Origin of the sequence: Marinicauda sp. Alg238-R41, assembly GCF_947331485.1 — a bacterium.
Classification (GTDB): domain Bacteria; phylum Pseudomonadota; class Alphaproteobacteria; order Caulobacterales; family Maricaulaceae; genus Marinicauda; species Marinicauda pacifica.
Map to the genome: position 1 here is coordinate 1,264,321 of NZ_CAMZOJ010000001.1, position 20,518 is coordinate 1,284,838.

Consider the following 20,518-nt stretch of genomic DNA (forward strand, 5'->3'; position numbering starts at 1 on the left):
GCGTCCAGTCACGGCAGAGCGGGCAGGGACGGGCCGGTGTTACCCCGCCGCGAATGCCTCGGCTGCGGCGACGAGCTCCGGGGCCGGACGCGCGTAATGATCGGCGAAGGCGGCGTCCATGCGGGCCGGCTTTCCGGTCGACAGCTGGAAGCAGACCAGCTTGGTTCGCGCGCGAAACATCGTCTCGCCAGTGCTGACCCGGCGGAACTGATACCAGCGTTCGGCCCGCAATCGCCCGTCCGAGCGCACGATCCAGACCGCGCAGGCAATCTCTTCGCCCGCCCGGCCATGGCCGAGATAGTCGGCCTCGGTGCGCAAGATCGCCATGCCCCGGTCGGCCTCGTGGCAGTCGGCGCGGGTGTATCCGTCCGCCTCCCAGTGCGCCCACGCCGTCTCGTCGGCCCAGCGCAGATAGGCGGCATTATTGGCATGGCCGAAATCGTCGATATCGCTCTCCTGGACGGTCAGCGTGTGCACGAAGGGAGAGGGCAGGTCCCAGCCTGCGTCATCGGGGGCAATTGTCATCGGGACATCTCCAGGCCGCTTTGCCTTTGAGAGGGGAGCAGTGCATATCTGGCCCCAGCCATAGCAGGAGCGGTCGATGGGACAAAGACGGGTCAGCGCAGGCATTGTCGTGATCGGCGATGAAATCCTGTCCGGGCGGACGCAGGACATCAACGTCCAGCAGATCGCGCAGTTTCTGACCCCGCTGGGCGTGTCGGTCCGCGAGGTGCGCATCGTGGCCGACGTGACGGCGGCGATCGTGGAGGCGGTCAACACGCTGCGCGAACGTTGCGACTATGTCTTCACGACCGGCGGCATCGGCCCGACCCATGACGACATCACCGCGGATGCGATTGCCGAGGCGTTCGGCTGCGAGATCGGCGTGCGCGACGACGCCAGGGCCATCCTGGAGCGCTGGTATGAAAAGACGGGGACCGAGATCACCGAGGCGCGCCTGCGCATGGCCCGCATCCCGGACGGGGCCAGCCTGATCGAAAACCCCGTGACCGGCGCGCCCGGCTTTCAGATCGCCAATGTCTTCGTCATGGCCGGCGTGCCCAAGATCGTGCGCGGCATGCTGGAAGACGTCGCGCCGCGTATCGAGGGCGGCGCGGTGACCCATTCGGTTTCGGTGCGGCTGGAAAATGTGCGCGAGGGCGATATCGCCGCCGAGCTCGGCGAGTTGCAGGAGCGCTATGAAGACGTCTCCATCGGCTCCTATCCCTGGTTCGAGGACGAGGGGGAGAAGGGGCTGCGGCGCGGCATCGTCCTGATCGCGCGCTCGACCGACAAGGACGTTCTGGACACGCTGAAATCGCAATTCCAGGCCTTCGAAACCTCCTGATAGCCACAATTCAGGCTTGCTATGGCCTCACCCCCTCCTGACGATCGGTCCTGCGCGGGACGATCGGCACGGTCTTTTTGGAGGGGACACGCCATGGCTTCACAGACATTGAAACTTGCCCTTATGGGCGCCGCCTCGCTGGGCGCGCTCTGGCTTCTGGCCGCCTGCGACGGCGCCCAGGAAACGCGAACATCCAGCCTCACCCCGCCGCCTCCACCGCCACCCCCGCCTTCCGCTCCGCCGCCGCCGGTGATGCGCGCCGACATGATGGCGCAGGTGCGCTTGTCCGGCACCCAGGCCGGGGAGGCCTGGATACAGCCCGCTCCTGAGGAGCGCGACCGTTTTGAGGACGTCGACCCCAATCCGGTCGTGGTGACTGCCGACACGCCGGTTTCCACCTTCTCTATCGACGTGGACACGGCCTCCTACGCGGTCGTCCGGCGCTATCTCGATGGCGGCGTCCTGCCGCCGCGCGACGCCGTCCGCCCGGAAGAGATCATCAATTATTTCGACTATGCCTACGCGCTGCCCGAAGACGCCTCCGCACCCTTCGCAGTTCACACCAGCGTCCTCCCCACCCCGTGGAATGAGGACACGCAGCTGCTCCACATCGCGATCCAGGGCTATGACGTGATCGAGGCGGAGCGCCCGCGCGCCAACCTGGTCTTCCTGATCGACGTCTCCGGCTCGATGAATGCGCCCGACAAGCTTCCGCTCGCCATTCAGGGGCTGCGCACCCTGCTCGGCCAACTCGATCCCGACGACACGATCGGCATCGTCGTCTATGCCGGCGCGGCGGGAACCGTGCTCGAACCCACCCCGGTCTCGGACCGCGAACGCATCGAGGCTGCGCTGGCCCGGCTCTCGGCAGGCGGGTCGACCGCGGGCGGGGAGGGGCTGCGTCAGGCCTACGCGCTCGCCGAACGCAATTTCGACGCCGAGGCGGTCAACCGGGTCATGCTGCTGACCGATGGCGACTTCAATGTCGGCGTCACCAGCGACGAGCGTCTGGAAGATTTCGTCGCCCGCAAGCGCGACAGCGGGATCTACCTCTCGGTGATGGGTTTCGGTCAGGGCAATTACAACGATCAGATGATGCAGGCCATCGCCCAGGCGGGCAACGGAATCGCAGGCTATGTCGATAGCGCGGCCGAGGTCAGGCGTTTAATGGTGGATGACCTGTCAGGTAACCTTTTTCCGATTGGCAATGATGTGAAGATACAGGTCGAGTTCAACCCGGCCCGGATCGCCGAATATCGCCTCATCGGATACGAGACTCGCCTGCTACAGCAGGCAGATTTCAACAATGACGCCGTCGATGCGGGCGAAATCGGCTCGGGCCACTCTGTCACCGCAATTTACGAAATTACTCCCCCGGATAGTCCCGCACTCCAGGTCGATCCGCTGCGTTATTCGCCGGCTGCCGATTACGCGGCGGCAAGCGGGGAATACGCCTTCGTGCGCATTCGCTACAAGCAGCCCGGCGAGGATGAAAGCCGCCTGATCGAGCAGCCCGTGGGTCCGGACGCGGTCGCCGCGTCCCTGGCCGGGGCCGACCCGGAAGTGCGCTTCGGCGTGGCCGCCGCCGCCTACGCCCAGCTCCTGCGCGGCGATCCCTACATGGGCGATTTCACCTTCGACGCCGTGGCCGACATGGCCAATGCCGCACGCGGTCCCGATCCGTTCGGCCTGCGCGGGGAGTTCGTGCAGCTCGCGCGCATGGCCGCGACCGCTATGGCCCAGCGTCCGCTGGACTCCCCCGGCCGTGGTGAACCCGCGCCGCGCCCGGTCCCGCAGCCCCGCCCAAAGGGCTAGCCGGCGATCGTCGAGGGCGGGCCGGCGCGGCCCAGGTCAGGCGGCGATGCAGTTCGGGCCCGCTCACCGCTTGTTCATGCGGGCGGGCCATCCTACCCTTTAGCCAAGCTTTCCCAGCGGCGGGCGGCCCGGTGCGTCCTGCGCCGGGCCGGTCGCCCGTTTCACGATCACAGGATTTCGTCCCGATGGCGTACGCTTACGATCCCCGCATGATCCGCAATGACGACGATGAGGACCAGGAAAACGCCGACGCCGCGAAGACGGCGCCCGATTTCATCGGCAAGGCCTTGTTCGAGAGCCGCACCATCCTCATCACCGGTTCGATCGACGACAAGACGGCCCGCTCGGTGTCCGCCCAGCTTCTGGCCATGGCCGGCAAGGGCGACGAGCCCATCCTGCTCGTCATCTCCAGCCCGGGCGGCCACGTTGAGTCCGGCGACATGATTCACGACATGATGAAATTCATCAAACCGCGCGTGATCGTGCTCGGTTCGGGCTGGGTCGCGAGCGCGGGCGCGCTCATCTATGTCGGCGCCGACAAGGGCGACCGGTACGCCCTGCCCAATACGCGTTTCCTGCTGCACCAACCCTCCGGCGGGGCCGGCGGCATGGCCAGCGACATCGAGATTCAGGTTCGCGAGATGCAGCACATGCGCCAGCGTCTGAACCAGATCTTCGCCGACGCGACCGGTCAGCCGCTCGAACGCATCGCCAAGGACACCGATCGCGACTTCTGGCTCTCGGCCAAGGAAGCGATCGATTACGGCCTGTGCGACAAGGTCGTCACCGGCATTGACGAGATCAAGAGATAGCCTTGTTTCAAGGTTCTAGGCAAAAAGCCCCGGCTCGAACCGAGCCGGGGCTTTTTCGTATGCGTGTCTGCCTCGCTCGCCCTGATGGCCCTCATACCGGCTAGGGCGCGTCGCCGACGAAGCTTTCAACGACCTTCTTGGTGCCGGCCTTGTCGAAGGCGACAGTCAGCTTTGCGCCGTCGCATTGCTTGACGGTGCCGTAGCCGAATTTCTGGTGAAAGACCCGGTCGCCGGGGCGGTACTTGCCGCCGGGACCGTTCATACCGCCGCTCTCGATCAGCTGGGCCTGGCCTTCGATGACGCCGGGATCGCGTCTCTTTCCAGCCGCTTGCGCCGCCTGGTAACGCTTCCAGCCCGGGCTCTCATAGGTGGAGCGGAAGGCATCGGCCGGTTCGGAGACACCCTCGAAGCCCGGCCCCGCATCGTAATAGCCGGTCTCGCTCTTGGCCTCGACATGATCGGCCGGCATCTCGTCGATGAAGCGCGACGGGATCACCGACTGCCAGCGCCCGAAGATCATCCGGTTCGCGGTGAAGCTGATGATCGCGCGCTCGCGGGCTCGGGTGATACCGACATAGGCCAGCCGGCGTTCCTCCTCGAGGCTCGCCGTCCCGCCTTCGTCCAGCGAGCGTTGAGAAGGAAACACCGTCTCCTCCCAACCGGGCAGGAAAACCAAAGGAAATTCAAGGCCCTTGGCCGCATGCAGCGTCATCAGGCTGGCTTCCTCGCCATCCTCGGCCCGGTCGAGATCGGACACCAGGGCAACGTGTTCGAGATAGGCTTCCAGCGTGTCGTACTCGCCCATGGCACGAACGAGTTCTTTCAGGTTGTCTAGGCGCCCCGCCGCCTGCGGGCTCTTGTCCTCGCGCCACATCGCCGTATAGCCGCTCTCGTCGAGCACGATCTCGGCCAGCTCGTCATGGCGCATATCCTCGGCGCGCTCGCGCCAGCGATCCAGGTCGCGCAGGAAATGCTGCAGCCCGGTGCGCGCCTTGCCGCGAATCTCGTCGGTCTGGACCATGAGGCGTGCCGCCTCGCTCATCGACACGCGCGCCGAACGCGCCGCCTGAGCCAGCTTCTGCACGCTGGTATCGCCAATACCACGCTTGGGCGTGTTCACGATTCGCTCGAACGCCAGATCGTCCTCCGGGCTGCGGATCAGGCGCAGATAGGCATGGGCGTCGCGCACCTCGGCACGCTCGAAGAAGCGCGGCCCGCCAATCACCTTGTAGGGCAGGCCCAGCATGATGAAGCGGTCTTCGAACGCGCGCATCTGCCAGGCGGCCCGAACCAGGATCGCGATGTCGGCATAGGAGCCGCCGCCGCGCACATGGGATTCGATCTCGTCGGCGACGAAGCGCGCTTCGGCCTCCCCGTCCCACAGGCCGCGCACCTGGACCTTCTCGCCGCCGGTATCTTCGGTCCACAGCGTCTTGCCGAGGCGAGACTTGTTGGCGGTGATCAGCCCCGAGGCCGCGCCCAGGATATGTTCTGTCGAGCGGTAATTGCGCTCCAGGCGCACGACCTTGGCGCCGGGAAAATCGTTCTCGAAGCGCAGGATGTTGTCGACCTCCGCGCCGCGCCAGCCATAGATGGACTGGTCGTCATCGCCGACGCAGCAGATATTTTTCGACCCCTGGGCGAGAAGGCGCAGCCAGAGATACTGGGCGACGTTGGTGTCCTGGTACTCGTCCACCAGAAGGTATTTGAAGCGGCGGTGATAGTCGGCCAGCACGTCGCGGTTGTTCTGGAAGATCGTCAGGTTGTGCAGCAGCAAATCCCCGAAATCGCACGCATTCAGGACGCGCAGCCGCTCCTGGTAGAGCTCATAGAGATCGCGCGCCTTGCCGTCGGCAAACGCCCAGCGATCCTCTTCGGGAATGCGCGCCGGGGTGAGGCCCTTATTCTTCCAGCCATCGAGAAGCGAGCCGAAATGGCGCGGCGTCCAGCGTTTCTCGTCAATGCCTTCCGCGGCCAGGATCTGCTTGATGAGACGCAGCTGGTCGTCGGTGTCCAGGATTGTGAAGCTCGATTTGAGATCGACCAGCTCGGCATGGCGGCGCAGGATCTGGGCGGCGACCGAGTGGAAGGTGCCCAGCCAGGGCACGCCCTCGACCGCCTCGCCGATCAGCTGGCCGACGCGGCTCTTCATCTCGCGCGCCGCCTTGTTGGTGAAGGTCACCGCCAGCAACTCGAACGGGCGGGCCCGTCCTGTTGCCAGGATATGGGCCAGGCGTGTGGTCAGCACCCGCGTCTTGCCCGTGCCCGCGCCGGCCAGCACCAGCACAGGGCCGTCCACGGCCTCGACCGCTTCACGCTGTTCGGGGTTCAGCCCCTCCAGATAGCGCGGGCGTCCGCCCGGCGGCGTCGGCCGGGCCTGTTCTGAAATGGACAGGGACATGGGCGGGAACGCGCCTCGCTTGCTCGATTCGGACAGGGAACGAAACTAGCACATCGTCCCGGCTTGGGCAGGGGCGGGAGTGTGATTGAGCAAGCCGGCTCTGCTAGCTCGTCACGCTGTCGACCTCCGCCTCGATCTCCGCCCAGCGGCTCTGGCGCAGGCTCGCGATATCGTAGGCTTGCTGCAGGTTCAGCCAGAATTGGGCGCTCGTTCCGAACGCCTTGCCCAGCCGCACGGCCAGCTCGATGGACACGGCCTGCTTGCCTGCCAGGAAGCGTGAGAGGTTGGATGCGCTGATCTTGAGCGCATCCGCCACGTGGCGGTTTTTAAGGCCGAGCGGTCGCAGATATTCTTCCTTCAGATATTCACCGGGATGAACGAGCAGGCCGATCATGCCGTCGGTCGCGGGAATATGGGTCAAAGCCGTCTCCTGTCGCGCTTAGTGATAATCGGTGATCTCGACGCCGTGGGCACCTTGGTCAGTCCATACAAAGCAAACGCGCCATTGATTGTTGATGCGGACAGAATGCTGACCGGCGCGATCGCCCTTAAGCGCTTCCAGCCTGTTGCCGGGCGGGGAGCGCAAATCCCCGAGAGACCTCGCCGCGTACAGCGCAAGCAGCTTGCGTGCGGCCACTGGCGCCACATCCGACCAGCCGGCGCCCTTTGGAACGCGCCCGGTTTCGAAAAAGAGTTTCGTCGCCTTGCACGCCCAGCTCTGGATCATGGGACTAATTTATTGCGTGTTGCGCAACGCGTCAACGATGCTCTTCCTCGTGCGCGGTCTGCAGCGCCCTGGCATAGGCGGCATGCGCATCGGCCTTGGCGATATAGCCCACGATGGGCTGATCGCCCGAGCGCAGGCGGACCGGCGCGCCGTCCAGCTTCTCGGCGGAGAAGAAACCCATGACGCGGCCGAGATAGTCGTCCTCATAGACATGGGGCTCTTCCAGCTCGCCCGTGACCTCGGAATTATCGACCGGGGTCATGATGTCGCGCGCCCGTATGGTCTGCAGGATGACACGCGCATTGCCCTTGGTCAGGTCGTAGCCGTGCCGCTCGACCTGCTTGTGAAAGATGCTGCCCTTGGTCGCCGTCGTGGTCAGGACGGTGGCCAGCGACACCGCGACCAGCAGGGCGATGGAGGCTTCGTAGCTGGCGGTCAGTTCGAACACGATCAGCGTGGTGGACAGCGGCGCACCGAGCACCGCGCCGGAGACCGCGCCCATGCCGACCACCGCGAAGAAGGCGATGCCCGCACCTTCCTCGCCCAGCACGTTGACCACCAGCGCCCCGTATCCCGCTCCCAGCATGGCGCCCAGATAGAGTGATGGCGAGAACACCCCGCCGCCGAAGCGGAAGGACAGGGTGATGATCGTCGCGACGATCTTCAGGCAGATCAGCCCGGCCAGCAGGCCGATCCCGTATCCTCCCGCCAGCGCAACCGCCGTGGCTTCATAGCCGACCCCGAGCACTTCGGGCGCGAACGCCCCGATGACGCCGACCATCAATCCGCCGAGCGGGGGCAGGGCCCAGAGCGGCCAGTGCAGCTTCCGGGCCTGTTCGGTGACCAGGCGTGTGCCGCGGATCGTGCCAATGACAAAGGGAATGGCGACGCCCGCCGCGAGAAAGCCGAGCGGCACGATCGCGGCCATGTCGGCGATGGAGGCCGGTTCGATGGGCGGAATGGCAAAGGCCGGGGTCGCGCCGAAATGAATCCGCGCCACCACCGCGCCGGTCACGCTCGCCGCCGCGATCGGGGCGATGGAGCGCAGCGCGTAATGGCCCAGGATAACCTCGAAGGCGAACAGCGCTCCGGCAACCGGCGCGTTGAAGCTCGCCGCCACGGCTGCCGCTGCGCCGCAACCCAGCATGATGCGCGCCGCGCGCGCCGGAAGACCGAGCGGCCGGGCGATCAGCGCGGCCAGCGTTGCGCCGAGATGGACGGCCGGACCCTCTCGCCCTGCCGACACACCGGTGCCGAGCGAGGTTACCGCGATGAGCGAGCTCAGCAGGCCGGGCGCAGCCTCGACCCGCCCGTTGCGCACGGCGCGCGCCTCGATGACGTCGGCAATGCCCAGCGCGCGCGTTTCGGTCAGCCATTTCAGCCGCTCGCCGGCATAGAGCAGCAATCCCACGATGCAGCCCCCGGCCAGCGGCACCATGATGAATTGCAACGGAGAGAGCGAATCGGCCGCGATGGCCGCCTGAGCCCCGGCCTCGCGCAGGGAAAGCCAGCGGATCCCGTCAATGGCGAGGCGCAACGCGATTGCGCCATATCCCGCCACGATGCCCACCAGCACGCCCAGAAGCCAGAGCGCGGGCGTTCGGCCGTCGGTAAAGCTGTTGACCACGAAGCGCCGCACACGCCGCAGGGGCGTCATCGCGATTTCGCCGCTGACTTCCTTGGGCGGTGTTTCGTTTGCGTCGCTCATGGCTCTCATGAACGACAGAGGCCAAGAGGGGTCAAGGCTTTACCGGGTTTTTGCCTCATCGCTCACGCGTCTGAGTGCCCACACCCGGCAGGCGCTGGACAAAGGCGGGGCCGGATCGAGCCGGGCGCGCTGTTCGTCGATACGCCGGATCAGGCTGGCCAGCGAGCGCCGGTCCGCCTCGGCGGCCTTGTCCAGCACAGCCCAGAATTCCGGCTCTAGCGCAAGCGATGTCGCGTGACCGGACAGCGTGACGGAGCGTTTTTCCAGCATGGGCAGTGGCTCCGTGTGAGGGAGAGGTGCGAGGGACAGGCGCCGATCCTATCCGCGGGCACTCTACTGCGCCATCCAGCCGCCTTCGACCAGGATGGCGGACCCATGGGTCGAGGCACCCTGATCGGACACCAGGTAGAGCAGCGCGCCGAGCAATTCGTCCTCGGTCACGAATTTCTTCGTCGGCTGGGCGTGCAGCATCACGTCGCGCACCACCTCTTCGCGGCTTATGCCACGCGCCTTGGCGGTATCCTCGATCTGGTTCTCGACCAGCCGGGTCTTCACATAGCCAGGCGAGATCGCGTTCACGGTGATGTTCGCTTCGGCGACTTCCAGCGCGACCGTCTTGGTCAGTCCGATCAGCCCGTGCTTGGCGGCGACATAGGCCGACTTGAACGGCGACGCCGCATGGCCGTGTGCAGACGCGATATTCACGATCCGCCCGCGCCCGGCCTCCCTCATGACCGGCACGGCATGACGGATGGTGTGAAAGGCCGAAGTGAGGTTGATCGCGATGATCTGATCCCACTTGCCGACCGGCATCTCCTCGACCCGGGCGACGTGCTGCACTCCGGCATTGTTGATGAGGATGTCCAGCCGGCCGAAGCGCTTGACCGTGGAGGCGATCAGATCCTCGATTTCGTCGGGTACCAGCATGTCGGCATCGTGGTACAGCGCGGTGACGCCATGATCGCGTTCGATACCGGCGCGCAAGGCCTCGATCTCGTCCCGGTCGCCCAGCCCGTTCAGCACGATGTGCGCGCCGCATCCGGCCAGGCCCTCGGCCAGGGCCTGGCCGATGCCGGAGGTCGAGCCGGTCACGACGGCCACCTGGCCGGACAGATCGAGCTTCAGCGCGCTCATCGGCAAGAACTCCACAAGCGTTGAATTTCCTATTGCGCCGCAAAAGAGGCTGGAAGTGCGCGTGCGTCAAGCCCGCGCGTGCGGGCCAGGCACCGGAAGGCTCAGGCGCGGCTCGGGCCTAGCGCTTCTTTTCGGGCTGGGGCCGGGTGAACAGCAAGGTATCCGGCGTCGAGCCCTCTGCATCGAAGCGATAGCCTTCGCTGTCGAAGGCGCTGAGTGCGTCGGCGCTGGTGATCCGGTTCTCGATGATCCAGCGCGCCATCATGCCCCGGGCCTTCTTGGCGTAGACCATCAGCATGCGCAGCTGGCCGTCTTTCTCTTCCTTGAAGTCGACATTGATGACACGCGCATCCAGCGTGTCGAGGCGCGCCGCCTTGGCATATTCGTTTGACGCGAGGTTCACGACCAGCTTGTCGTCCTGCTCGTCGAGCTGCGACTGAAGCGCGTCGCGAATGTCGTCACCCCAGAAATCGTAGAGATTGGCGCCCTTTTTCGTTTTCAGCCGTGTGCCCATCTCCAGGCGGTAGGGCTGCATCGTGTCGAGCGGGCGCAACGCGCCATACAGGCCGGACAGGATGCGAAGATGCTGCTGGGCCCATTGCAGGTCTTCCGCTGAGAGGCTGGCGGCTTCAAGGCCGCGATAGACGTCGCCGTTGAACGCCATGGCGGCCGGCCGCCCGTCCTCATTATCCGGGTCGAAGGCCTTGAAGCGCTCGCGGTTCAGCTCTGCAAGATCGTCGGACAACCCCATCAGAGATTTGAGATCGCTGGCCGACAGCCTGGCCGTCACCTTGGCCAGTTCGCGCGTGCGATCCATCAGTGCGGGCCGGGTCGCCGTCGGGGCATGCCCGCGCTCTTCGAAGTTCAGCTGCTTGGCCGGCGAAAGAAGGATGAGCATGAGGGCGGACTCCAGGCGTCACTTACACGGGAACGGGTTTCGCCTTCAGATACGTTCGCTCGCGCCCGCTTCCAAGGCTTGGCGCAGCTTTAGCTGCCACGCTCCGGGCCGAGGAGGATGCGCGGGTTCATGATGGAGTGCGGATCCAGGGCCGCCTTGATCTGGCGCATGACCGAAACCTGCACCGGTTTTCGGGCCGCCAGCTCCTCCTGTTTCAGAACGCCGATACCGTGCTCGGCCGAGATCGAGCCGCCATACTTGTCGACCAGGTCGTAGATCAGGGCAGAGGCCGGCTTCGCGGCGGTGAGGAAATCAGCCTCCGCCCCCGCCTCCTTGCGGGCCAGGTTGAAGTGGACATTGCCGTCTCCGACATGGCCGAACGCCACGATCATCGCGCCGTCGATCAGGGCTTCGGCCTTCTGTGTCGCCTCCTCCATGAAATCCGGCATGCGGCTGACCGGCACCGAGACATCGTGCTTGGCCGCCTTGCCGTGAGCCTTCTCGCCCTCGGGGATGGATTCGCGCAGCAGCCAGAAGCTCTCCGCCTGCGCTTGCGACTGGGAGATTGCGGCATCCTGAACCAGCTCCCGCTCGAAGGCGGTTTCCAGCGCGGATTCCATCAGGACCGGTGCGCGCTCTGCCTCTCCGGAGGTGATCTCGATCAGCACATACCACGGGGAGGGCGTCTCGACCGGCTGGCGCAGCCCGGGCACGTGCTCGATCGCGAAGCTCAGGGCGCGCTCCGACATCAGCTCGAAGGCGGCCACGCTGCCTCCGGTGGCCGACTTCATCAGCGACAGCAAGCTGACCGCATCGCGCGGGCTGTTCACTGCGGCGATGGCCACGGCGGTGGAGACCGGGCGGGGGAAGAGCTTCAGGGTCGCGGCGGTGATGACACCCAGCGTGCCTTCCGCGCCGATGAAAAGCTGTTTCAGGTCGTAGCCGGTATTGTTCTTGCGCAGGCCGGAAAGATCGCTGATGACGCGTCCGTCGGGCAGCACCGCTTCCAGACCCAGGACGAGATCGCGCATCATGCCGTAACGCAGGACATGGACGCCGCCGGCATTGGTGGAGATCAGGCCGCCAATCATGGCCGAGCCCTGCGCGCCCAGGCTCAGCGGGAAGAGCCGTCCGGCCTCGCGCGCCCTCTCCTGGACGCTTTCGAGGATGCAGCCAGCCTCGACCGTCAGCGAATCGTTGTCCGGGTCGACATCGCGGACCTGGTTCATGCGCTTGAGCGAAAGCAGGACTTCGCCCTGCGGCGTCGATCCGCCGACCAGTCCGGTATTGCCGCTCTGGGGCAGGATGGCGATCGCGTGCGTATTGCAGAAGCGGACGATCTCGCGCACTTCGTCCAGCGTGGACGGCTTGAACAGGACCGGAGTGCTGCCGCGATACTGCGCGCGCCAGTCCTGGATGTGAGGGGCGATCTCGTCGGCATCGAAAGACACCGATTTCGGATCGAGCCGGCTGCACAGCGGTTGAAGCGTATCGAGCATCTGGGTCATGACGCTCGTTCTAACCCGAAGTGGATCGGTTTGCAGGGGGTATTGCGCGCGTCTGTGCCTAGATGGCAGCGGGGACGAGCGTTGCGGTGAAGCGCATGGAGGGAACACGATCGGCGCGGCCCTCGAACACGAAGGTCTCGCCCTTCGGCTTGCCGGTCAGAGTCAGTTCGAATTGCTCGAAATCGCCCACGACCGAAATGGCGGCCTCATAATGGCGGCGCACCCGCATTTTGACCTGAAGCTTGTCGTCCGTATGCGTCACGGTGCCGAAGTAATACATTCCGCTATCACCGCCGCGGACTTCGCCGTCATGGATGACGATGACGCCTGCGCCATCGTCCATCGGCGTACTAAAGCGCGCAATATAAAGGCCGTTTTTCATATTTCATCTCTCAAATGACCTGACCGGAAATACAAAGATAGGATGAAATTGTAATATTACTATTACCGCGGGGCCGACGCGCGCTTCAGCCGGTCATTGATCGCCTCGCCAAGTCCTTCGCGGGGGATGGGCGCGACCGCGATGCGATCCGCCTTCCGGTCGAGTAGTCTCAATCCCGAAAACAGATTGGCCGCCGCCTCGACGAGGTCACCGGCCGGGGAAAGATTGAAGACCGGTCCGCTCCAGCCCGTGCCTGTCGGGCCGAAGGCGAGATAGGCCTCGCCGGGATCGGGCGCGGCGGCCTCCAGCCGGATCGAGGCCTGCGGCGCGTAATGGCTGGACAATTGACCCGGCGCTGTGGGCGCATCGGTATCCACATCACCGTCGTCCAGAGCTTGGCCCAGGACCGCCTCGATCTCGCTCCGGGCCAGACCGCCGGGCCGCAACAGGCGCGCCCCGGTCTCGTCCACCGCCAGGATCGTGCTTTCCACTCCCACACGGCAGGGGCCGCCATCCAGAATCAGGTCGATGCGGTCTCCCAGACCCTCGGCGACATGCTCGGCCGTGGTCGGACTGACGCTGCCGGAGGGGTTGGCGCTCGGCGCGGCCAGCGGCCGGCCGGTTCGCGCGATCAGCCCGGTCATGGCCGGCGAGGCGGGCCAGCGCACCGCCAGCGTCGTCAGGCCCGCCGTGACCAGGTCGCTGATCTCTGCCCCTTCGCGCAGCGGCGCGACCAGCGTCAGCGGTCCGGGCCAGAACGCCGCGGCCAGCGCGCGCGCGCTGGCGCTCAGGTGGACCAGGCTTTCCGCCCGCTCCAGGCTGTCGACATGGGCGATGAGAGGATTGAAGCGCGGCCGGCCCTTGGCCTCGTAGATGCGCGCCACGGCCCGGCTGTCGGTCGCGTCTGCAGCCAGCCCGTAAACGGTTTCGGTCGGCACGGCGACGAGACCGCCCGCGCGCAGGCGTTCGGCGGCCCGGTCGAGGCTGGCGGCATCGCCGGCGGGCAGGATCGGGGCGGAGCTCATGGCCAATGTCCTAGGAGCCGCGACCTTGCCCGGCAAGCGGGCCTAGTCAGCCGCATCCGCCTCGATGTGCAGCCGTACGATGACGGAGTCGGCCACGGTGTCCCAGCTCGATCCGACATCGTAACGGGTGCGGTCGATTTCCAGCTCGCCCTGCGCGACGGCCCGGCCATCGGCTATGTCCAGCGTGAAGGGCAGGCTGGCATCGTGGGACTGACCTTTGAGGGTCAGCGTGCCGCGGGCCTCGTACCCGGTTTCGGTCGCCACGATCTCGTCCGAGACGAAGCGCGCATCGGGGTGCGCCTCCACGCCCAGCCCGCCGCCGCCTCGCAGCGCGCTGCGGATCGAGCTGTCGCTGATCCCGTCGAGCGAGGGCGTGCTGACGCGCGCGTCGATGCGGGCACCCGGGAGGTCTTCAGGATCGAGCGTGATGTCCGCTTCGAAGTCCTCGAACTGTCCGGTCAGCGCGGCGCCTGAATTGCGCGCCTCGAATTCGACCGAGCTCGCCTCGCGGTCCAGCACCCAGTCCTGGGCGAGCGCAGGCGCGGCGATCAGTCCGCCGGCGAGTGCGGTCAGCAGCACGTATTTCATTTCAAGACCTCTTTTAAAGGGCAGGAGCAGGGGAGGAGACGGACACCCGCGCCTTATCGCGGACCGTCTTGCTTGGGCACGTTGAGACCCGGGATCATGCGGGTCAGAACGCCGTCGCGATCCAGGATATGGTGCTTGAGCGCGCCGGCAACATGCAGGGCGAGCACACCGAAGATCACCCAGGCCGAGGCGCCGTGCAGACTGCCGGCGGTCTCCTGGAAGCCCTCCGTTTGCGGCACGGGCAGCTTGGGCAGGGTGAGCGCATCGAACAGCTTGATCGGGAACGCGTCGCCGAACGCCGATGCGGTGACATAGCCGGCCAGCGGCACCCCGATCATGATCACGTAGAAGGCGATGTGGGTGAATCGCGCCAGTCCGCGTTCCAGCGTGCTCATGTGGGCGGGCAGCGGCGGCACGGGATGCTTCAGGCGCCAGGCCAGACGCCCCAGTGAAAGCACCAGGATCGTCAGCCCGATCGTCTTGTGCCAGTTATAGACGCTGGACACGGTGGAGAATTCGGCCTCTCCGGCAAAGGCCGCGTCGCGCACGCCTTCCATCCACCACCCGTAGAAGATGATCCCGATGATAAGGGCAGCGATCGTCCAGTGAAATGCAATGGACACAACGCCATAACGAGAATGTCCTGAGGCGGTCGGCTCGGTCGGTGCAGGCATGTGACTCACTCCTGAGCTTCGAGGAATTCTGCTTCGATCTCTACTATAACGGTCTGGCCGATGAAATTGGTCGCTGGAAACGCGCCGACCCCGAAATCTTCGAACTCGGCGCGGATTTCACCAGAAAACCCGATGACCTGCCGGCCTTCCAGCGGATTGTGCGTGCTGCCGTAAAACTCCGTTTCCATCACCGCATCGCGCGTCACCCCCTTCAGGGTGAGCTCGCCGTGTACGCGCGCTGTCGTCGCTGAGCCCGGCTCGACCGATGTGGCGCGGAAGACGATCTGCGGGTGACGCTCCGCATCGAGCCAGGCGCTCGACCGTAGCGTCTCGTCGAACGCCGCATCCCCGGTCGACACCGAGGCGGACTGCACGATGGCGGTCAGTTTCGCGTTCTCAGGGTGCTCGGGGTCCAGCTCCAGCGAGGCGTCGGCCGTGTCGAAACGGGCCGTGTACCAGGACAGGCCGAGATGGCGCACCTGCCAGCTGACCCGGGCATGGGCCGGGTCGAGGGTCCAGTTGCCGGCACCCAGCGCGGCCGGATCGGCCGTGGGCGGCGACACGCACGCCGTGAGGGCCAGGGCGAGACAGCCCGGCACACAGCCCGGCACCGTGATTTGAGCGAGATGGGCCATGCTTGCCTTTCCCGGGGCCGATCGCAGCGTAACCTGTTCTGGACCCTATGCCGGATTGCCGCGAAACCGAAGCCGCGCGGCCGGCAATATGCGGCCGGGCGGGTTTGGGGACTCGCGAAGTTGAGCTGACGCGCTATCTTGCGGCGCAACACACAGGAGGAGACCCGCGTCATGAGCTATCGCGCACCCGTACAGGACATCCGTTTCGCCCTGGAAGAAATTGCCGCGATGGATGGGCTGAAAGCCACCGGCGCCTTTCCCGACCTGTCCGGGGATCTGACCGCTCAGGTCCTGGGCGAGGCGGCCAAGCTGGCCAATGACGTGCTCGCGCCGCTCAACTGGCCGGGCGACCGTCAGGGCTGCACGCTGAAGGACGGCAAGGTCACGACGCCCGACGGCTTCCCGCAGGCCTACCAGAAATTCGTCGAGGGCGGCTGGCAGGGTCTTCAATTCTCCACCGACCATGGCGGCATGGGGCTGCCGGTTGCGATGGGCTGCGCGCTGATGGAGATGCTGCAAGCCTCCAACATGGCCTTCGGTCTCGGCCCGATGCTCTCCTTTGGCGCCATCGAGGCGCTCATCGCGCACGGCACGACCGAGCAGCAGGAGCTCTACCTGCCCCGGATCATGACCGGGGAATGGTCTGCGACGATGAATTTGACCGAGCCGCAGGCGGGCAGCGATGTCGGCGCATTGCGCACCAAGGCCCAGCCCAATTCGGATGGCTCCTGGGCCATTTCGGGCCAGAAGATCTACATCACCTGGGGCGAGCATGACTGCGCGGAGAACATCGTCCACCTGGTCCTCGCGCGCACGCCCGACAGCCCGGCGGGAACGAAAGGCATCTCCCTCTTCCTCGTGCCGAAATTCCTGCCCGATGACAGCGGCAATCCCGGCGAGCGCAACGCGGTGACGGCGATCGGCCTCGAACACAAGATGGGCATTCACGGCTCGCCGACCTGCACGATGGAATACGACAACGCCACCGGCTGGCTCGTCGGCGAGGAAAACAAGGGCATGGCCTGCATGTTCACGATGATGAACTCGGCTCGCCTGAATGTCGGTGTGCAGGGCGTGGGCATTGCCGAACGCGCCTACCAGCAGGCGCTGGCCTTCGCGAAGGACCGCCGTCAGGGCCGCGCTCCGATGACTCAGGGTGAAGCGCCCCACGCCATCATCGATCATCCCGATGTGCGCCGCACCCTCGCGGTCATGAAGGCGAAGATCGAGGCGGCCCGTGCCATCTGCTTCCACACCGCGGTCGAGGCCGACTATGCCGAGCACCACGACGACGAGGAGGAGCGCGCCTGGTCGAAGCGGCGCGAAGACCTGCTCATCCCCATCGCCAAGGCCTGGGCGACCGATGTGGGCGTGGAGGTCACCTCGCTCGGAATTCAGGTCCATGGCGGCATGGGCTTCATCGAGGAAACCGGCGCGGCCCAGCATTATCGCGATGCCCGGATCGCCCCGATCTATGAAGGCACGAACGGCATCCAGGCGATGGATCTGGTCGGCCGCAAGCTGGCCATGGCCGGCGGGACGGGCATCCGCGAGCTGATCGAGGACATCCGCCAGACGATCGAGGATCTGGCCACCTCTTCAAACGCCGATCTCAACACGCTGGCCGAAGATCTCGGCCCGGCCTGCGAAGCGCTGGAGGCGGCGTCCGACTGGATGTCGAAGGCAGCCGGAGAGGACAAGCTGTCCGGGGCGACGGCCTATCTGAAACTCGCCGGAGACGTGGTCGGGGGCTGGCTGCTCTGCCTTGGGGCCCTGTCCGCGCAGCGCATTCTCAAGCATGGTGAGGGCGATGAGGCCTATGCGCGCAGCCGCATCTCGCTGACGCGCGTCTATGCCGAAACGGTGCTCAGCGCGGCACCCGGACTGGTGCCGCAAATCCGTCTTGGCGCGGGCGCCCTGTTCGATCCGGGCGAGGCGATGCTCGAGAGCGCGTAGGCGCCCAGACTGTCCCAGACTCTCCCGGACATGAAAACGGCCCCGCTTCTGCGGGGCCGTTTTGACTCGCGGCGGAGCCGCTTTGATCGGGGTGCTAGAACAGCAGGGCGCGCGGGTCGGGATGGCCGCGTCCGTCGACCAGGCGAATCAGCCCGATCGCGCCGCGCACGAGCACCCAGACCGCTCCGATGGCCAGGATCACCACGCCGATCAGGAGCCAGATCGTGAGCCAGCCCACGATGAAGAAGGCCAGCCCGCCCCAGATCGTGCGGATCTGGTAGATGAAATGGCTGCGGATCCAGCCCTTGGACTGGTCCAGGCGCACATAGGCGAAGATCAGCGCCACGATCATCAGGACGCCGCTGGTCGGGATGCCGATCAGGATCAGGAGGTAGTTGACGATGGCCAGGACCCGGTCGCCATCGGTCGGCGGTGTGATCGGCTTCGGCTCGGTATCACTCATGTCCCAAATCACTCCTGATGTGAGCTTGCATGCTCGCGTGATGCATTGAACCTCTATAGCATAGCATACACTTAACGATGGCAAGACCGCTCCGGAATGCGACGGACCTCATGGTATCGAACACCGGATACAGTCAGGGCGGGCGCCTGCACGACGGGCCACGGGTTAGAACGATGCGTCATGGCAACACATTGCGGGCTTATGCTCTGATCGGGGTCGGTCTGACCGGCATCGCGCTTCTTTTCGCGGGACTGACGCTGGGTGAGTGGCGTATGCACTTCCCCTATAGTCTTCTGTCTGCGGTTCTGGCCGCACTTCCGGCCTGGGGGGTAGCCGACCTGTTCGTCCAGGCGACACAGAGTGCGGCGGAACACACGGGAACCGAAACATGACCCAAATGCCTCAACATCCCGCGACACGTTCGGACCTGCTTGTCACCATGGCGGATACCGTCCCGAACGGCGAAATCGTCGAGGTGCTCGGCATTGCGCGCGGCAGTGTGGTGCGGGCGCGCTTCTTCGGGCGCGACTTCATGGCCGGGCTCAGGAATCTGGTCGGCGGTGAAGTTAACGAGTACACGAAGCTGCTGGCCGAGGCGCGCGAACAGGCGCTGGGCCGGCTGGTCTCCCATGCCGAGCAGCTCGGGGCGGACGCGGTCGTGACCTTCCGCTTCTCCACCTCGACCGTCATGGAAGGCTCGGCGGAAATTCTGGCATATGGCACGGCGGTGAAACTGAAATGAGCGACGATAACAATTCCGCGGTCAGCAAGATGACCGGACTTGGCCGGCGTGCCGTGGCCGAGCTGGGCGAGACCGTCCGCTTCCTGGCCGGGGTCGCCGCCGTCTGGTTCGTGCTGGTGACCTTCGCCTTTGCCGCCTTCCACATTCCCTCTGAAAGCATGCAGCCCTCGCTCCAGGTCGGCGACCGGGTCCTGGTTTCCAAATGGGCCTATGGCTATTCGCGCCACTCGCTTCCGCTGGGCATGGGGTATTTGCTGCCTGAAAGCTGGAGCGGGCGAATTCTCGGCCGGCTTCCCGAGCGCGGAGACGTGGTCGTCATCCGCGATCCCGAGCAGGGCATCAATCTCATCAAGCGCGTGGTCGGCCTGCCGGGCGACACCGTGGAAGTGCGCGCCGGTCAACTCTACCTGAACGGCGACGCCGTACCGCGCGATCCGCTCGACGTGGTGCGCTACCGCGACCATGGCGGGGAGGTTGTCCAGGTCGCCCAGTATGACGAGACGCTGCCGGGCGGTCCCGTGCACGTCATCTACGAACGCGGCGACGATTACGGACTGGACAATGCCGGTCCGTTCCGGGTGCCTGCCGAGCACCTCTTCCTGATGGGCGATAATCGCGACCGGTCCCAGGACAGCCGTGCGCGCTACGGCATCGGCTATGTGCATACCGACCAGCTGGTCGGCCGGGCAGAGACCGTGCTCTTCACCTTTGCCAGCTGCCGGCGCGAAGAAGGGCTGATCTGTCCGCCCTGGCGGGTCTGGCGCGGGCTCTGATTGCGATCTACCTTGCCTCCCGACAGATAAAGGGAGAAGGCAGGCATGTCGCTTAAAGGCAAGACGATCTTCATCACCGGCGCGAGCCGCGGGATTGGCGAGGCGATTGCACTTCGTTGCGCACGCGATGGCGCCAACATCGTCATCGCCGCCAAGACCGAGGAGCCTCACCCCAGGCTGCCCGGCACGATCCATACCGCTGCCGAGGCGGTGGAGAAGGCCGGCGGACGCGCGCTTCCCATCGTCTGCGACATCCGCGACGAAGAGAATGTCGAGCACGCGGTCAAGACCGCAGCCGAGCATTTCGGCGGGATCGATGCGGTCATCAACAACGCCTCGGCCATCTTTCCGCGCTCCACCGCCGAAACGCCCATCAAGCGCTGGGATCTGATGCATCAGGTCAATGCGCGCGGGACCTTTCTGGTGACCCAGAAGTGCTTGCCCTGGCTGGAAAAATCGGAAAATCCCCACATTCTCGCCCTGTCTCCGCCGCTCGACATGAAACAGAAATGGTTCGCCCCGCACGTGGCCTATACGAGCGCGAAATTCGGGATGAGCCTGTGCATTCTCGGCTGGTCCGGCGAGTTCGCGGGAAAGATTGCCGCCAACGCCATCTGGCCGCGCACCGCGATCGCCACGGCGGCGGTCTCCAACGTGCTGGCCGGTGAGGAAGCCTTCAAGAATTGCCGCAAGCCGGAGATCCTGGCCGAGACCGCCTACCGCGTGCTGACCAAGCCGGCCGCGCAGTTCAGCGGGAATTTCCTGATCGACGACACCTTCCTGGCCAGCGAAGGCGTGACCGATTTCGACCAGTATGCGGTCGAGCCGGGTCATGAGCTTCTGCCCGATTTCTTCGTGCCCGACGATGCGGTTGCGCCGGACGGGGTGAAGATCATGGACATTTCACTGGCCGGCTGAACGCCGTCGCC

General features: G+C 65.5%; 23 protein-coding genes. 8 read left to right on the top strand and 15 right to left on the bottom strand.

Translation table 11 applies throughout. The features are described 5' to 3' along the window. Window positions 1-39: 39 nt before the first annotated feature. Window positions 40-525: an acyl-CoA thioesterase gene (locus PGP17_RS05955; protein ID WP_270374609.1), complete on the bottom strand. Its 486-nt coding sequence runs from the start codon at window positions 523-525 to the stop codon at window positions 40-42. A gap of 76 nt (window positions 526-601) precedes the next feature. Here PGP17_RS05955 and PGP17_RS05960 point away from each other — a divergent pair, with 76 nt between their 5' ends. From PGP17_RS05960 to PGP17_RS05970, 3 genes are all read left to right on the top strand, one after another. After that, a complete protein-coding gene (locus tag PGP17_RS05960; RefSeq protein WP_270374610.1) occupies window positions 602-1,348 on the top strand; it encodes a competence/damage-inducible protein A in 747 nt (248 codons plus the stop codon). A gap of 93 nt (window positions 1,349-1,441) precedes the next feature. Continuing rightward, complete coding sequence (locus PGP17_RS05965) at window positions 1,442-3,163, top strand: vWA domain-containing protein (protein ID WP_270374611.1); 1,722 nt, start codon at window positions 1,442-1,444, stop codon at window positions 3,161-3,163. Between the two features lie 185 nt (window positions 3,164-3,348). After that, window positions 3,349-3,975 (top strand): ATP-dependent Clp protease proteolytic subunit, encoded by a 627-nt coding sequence (locus PGP17_RS05970; RefSeq protein ID WP_270374612.1) that lies wholly within the window; start codon window positions 3,349-3,351, stop codon window positions 3,973-3,975. A gap of 100 nt (window positions 3,976-4,075) precedes the next feature. Here the strand turns inward: PGP17_RS05970 and PGP17_RS05975 are convergent, their stop codons facing one another. From PGP17_RS05975 to PGP17_RS06035, 13 genes are all read right to left on the bottom strand, one after another. Then, window positions 4,076-6,376: an ATP-dependent helicase gene (locus PGP17_RS05975; RefSeq protein ID WP_135943061.1), complete on the bottom strand. Its 2,301-nt coding sequence runs from the start codon at window positions 6,374-6,376 to the stop codon at window positions 4,076-4,078. A gap of 103 nt (window positions 6,377-6,479) precedes the next feature. Beyond that, window positions 6,480-6,797: a HigA family addiction module antitoxin gene (locus PGP17_RS05980; RefSeq protein WP_135943062.1), complete on the bottom strand. Its 318-nt coding sequence runs from the start codon at window positions 6,795-6,797 to the stop codon at window positions 6,480-6,482. A gap of 18 nt (window positions 6,798-6,815) precedes the next feature. Further along, the gene (locus PGP17_RS05985; protein WP_270374613.1) at window positions 6,816-7,103 is read right to left on the bottom strand and encodes a type II toxin-antitoxin system RelE/ParE family toxin; all 288 of its coding nucleotides are present in this window, start codon (window positions 7,101-7,103) and stop codon (window positions 6,816-6,818) included. A gap of 31 nt (window positions 7,104-7,134) precedes the next feature. Then, entirely contained in the window at window positions 7,135-8,811 is a 1,677-nt protein-coding gene (locus tag PGP17_RS05990) for a chloride channel protein (protein ID WP_270374614.1), read from the bottom strand. A gap of 39 nt (window positions 8,812-8,850) precedes the next feature. Then, window positions 8,851-9,081, bottom strand: coding sequence for a ribbon-helix-helix domain-containing protein (locus tag PGP17_RS05995; protein ID WP_270374615.1), 231 nt, complete (start codon window positions 9,079-9,081; stop codon window positions 8,851-8,853). Between the two features lie 63 nt (window positions 9,082-9,144). Then, complete coding sequence (locus PGP17_RS06000; protein WP_270374616.1) at window positions 9,145-9,945, bottom strand: 3-hydroxybutyrate dehydrogenase; 801 nt, start codon at window positions 9,943-9,945, stop codon at window positions 9,145-9,147. A 118-nt stretch (window positions 9,946-10,063) separates the two neighbouring features. Next, entirely contained in the window at window positions 10,064-10,843 is a 780-nt protein-coding gene (yaaA, locus tag PGP17_RS06005; protein WP_135943066.1) for a peroxide stress protein YaaA, read from the bottom strand. Between the two features lie 89 nt (window positions 10,844-10,932). Further along, on the bottom strand, window positions 10,933-12,351 hold the full coding sequence (locus tag PGP17_RS06010) for an FAD-binding oxidoreductase (protein ID WP_270374617.1): 1,419 nt from the start codon (window positions 12,349-12,351) through the stop codon (window positions 10,933-10,935). 58 nt (window positions 12,352-12,409) lie between these two features. Beyond that, window positions 12,410-12,733: a GrlR family regulatory protein gene (locus tag PGP17_RS06015; protein WP_135943067.1), complete on the bottom strand. Its 324-nt coding sequence runs from the start codon at window positions 12,731-12,733 to the stop codon at window positions 12,410-12,412. A gap of 62 nt (window positions 12,734-12,795) precedes the next feature. Beyond that, on the bottom strand, window positions 12,796-13,758 hold the full coding sequence (locus PGP17_RS06020) for an L-threonylcarbamoyladenylate synthase (RefSeq protein WP_270374618.1): 963 nt from the start codon (window positions 13,756-13,758) through the stop codon (window positions 12,796-12,798). Between the two features lie 42 nt (window positions 13,759-13,800). Continuing rightward, window positions 13,801-14,346 carry a YceI family protein gene (locus tag PGP17_RS06025; RefSeq protein WP_270374619.1) on the bottom strand — a complete coding sequence of 182 codons (546 nt, stop codon included), beginning with the start codon at window positions 14,344-14,346 and terminating at the stop codon, window positions 13,801-13,803. A gap of 53 nt (window positions 14,347-14,399) precedes the next feature. Continuing rightward, a complete protein-coding gene (locus PGP17_RS06030; protein WP_135943070.1) occupies window positions 14,400-15,020 on the bottom strand; it encodes a cytochrome b in 621 nt (206 codons plus the stop codon). Between the two features lie 5 nt (window positions 15,021-15,025). After that, entirely contained in the window at window positions 15,026-15,655 is a 630-nt protein-coding gene (locus PGP17_RS06035) for a YceI family protein (RefSeq protein ID WP_270374620.1), read from the bottom strand. 171 nt (window positions 15,656-15,826) lie between these two features. On the opposite strand from PGP17_RS06035, the gene PGP17_RS06040 reads away from it, so the two are divergent. After that, complete coding sequence (locus tag PGP17_RS06040) at window positions 15,827-17,611, top strand: acyl-CoA dehydrogenase (protein WP_270374621.1); 1,785 nt, start codon at window positions 15,827-15,829, stop codon at window positions 17,609-17,611. 94 nt (window positions 17,612-17,705) lie between these two features. Here the strand turns inward: PGP17_RS06040 and PGP17_RS06045 are convergent, their stop codons facing one another. Further along, window positions 17,706-18,074 carry a DUF4870 family protein gene (locus PGP17_RS06045; protein ID WP_135943073.1) on the bottom strand — a complete coding sequence of 123 codons (369 nt, stop codon included), beginning with the start codon at window positions 18,072-18,074 and terminating at the stop codon, window positions 17,706-17,708. 173 nt (window positions 18,075-18,247) lie between these two features. On the opposite strand from PGP17_RS06045, the gene PGP17_RS06050 reads away from it, so the two are divergent. Genes PGP17_RS06050 through PGP17_RS06065 form a run of 4 tightly spaced genes read left to right on the top strand, consistent with a single transcriptional unit; the run spans window position 18,248 to window position 20,507 of the window. Then, window positions 18,248-18,466 carry a hypothetical protein gene (locus tag PGP17_RS06050; RefSeq protein ID WP_270374622.1) on the top strand — a complete coding sequence of 73 codons (219 nt, stop codon included), beginning with the start codon at window positions 18,248-18,250 and terminating at the stop codon, window positions 18,464-18,466. Beyond that, complete coding sequence (locus PGP17_RS06055) at window positions 18,463-18,816, top strand: YbjQ family protein (RefSeq protein ID WP_135943075.1); 354 nt, start codon at window positions 18,463-18,465, stop codon at window positions 18,814-18,816. Before PGP17_RS06050 ends, PGP17_RS06055 begins: the two co-directional genes overlap by 4 nt. Beyond that, window positions 18,813-19,589 (top strand): signal peptidase I, encoded by a 777-nt coding sequence (gene lepB, locus PGP17_RS06060; protein WP_270374624.1) that lies wholly within the window; start codon window positions 18,813-18,815, stop codon window positions 19,587-19,589. Before PGP17_RS06055 ends, lepB begins: the two co-directional genes overlap by 4 nt. A gap of 45 nt (window positions 19,590-19,634) precedes the next feature. Beyond that, complete coding sequence (locus tag PGP17_RS06065; protein ID WP_270374625.1) at window positions 19,635-20,507, top strand: SDR family oxidoreductase; 873 nt, start codon at window positions 19,635-19,637, stop codon at window positions 20,505-20,507. Window positions 20,508-20,518: the final 11 nt, after the last annotated feature.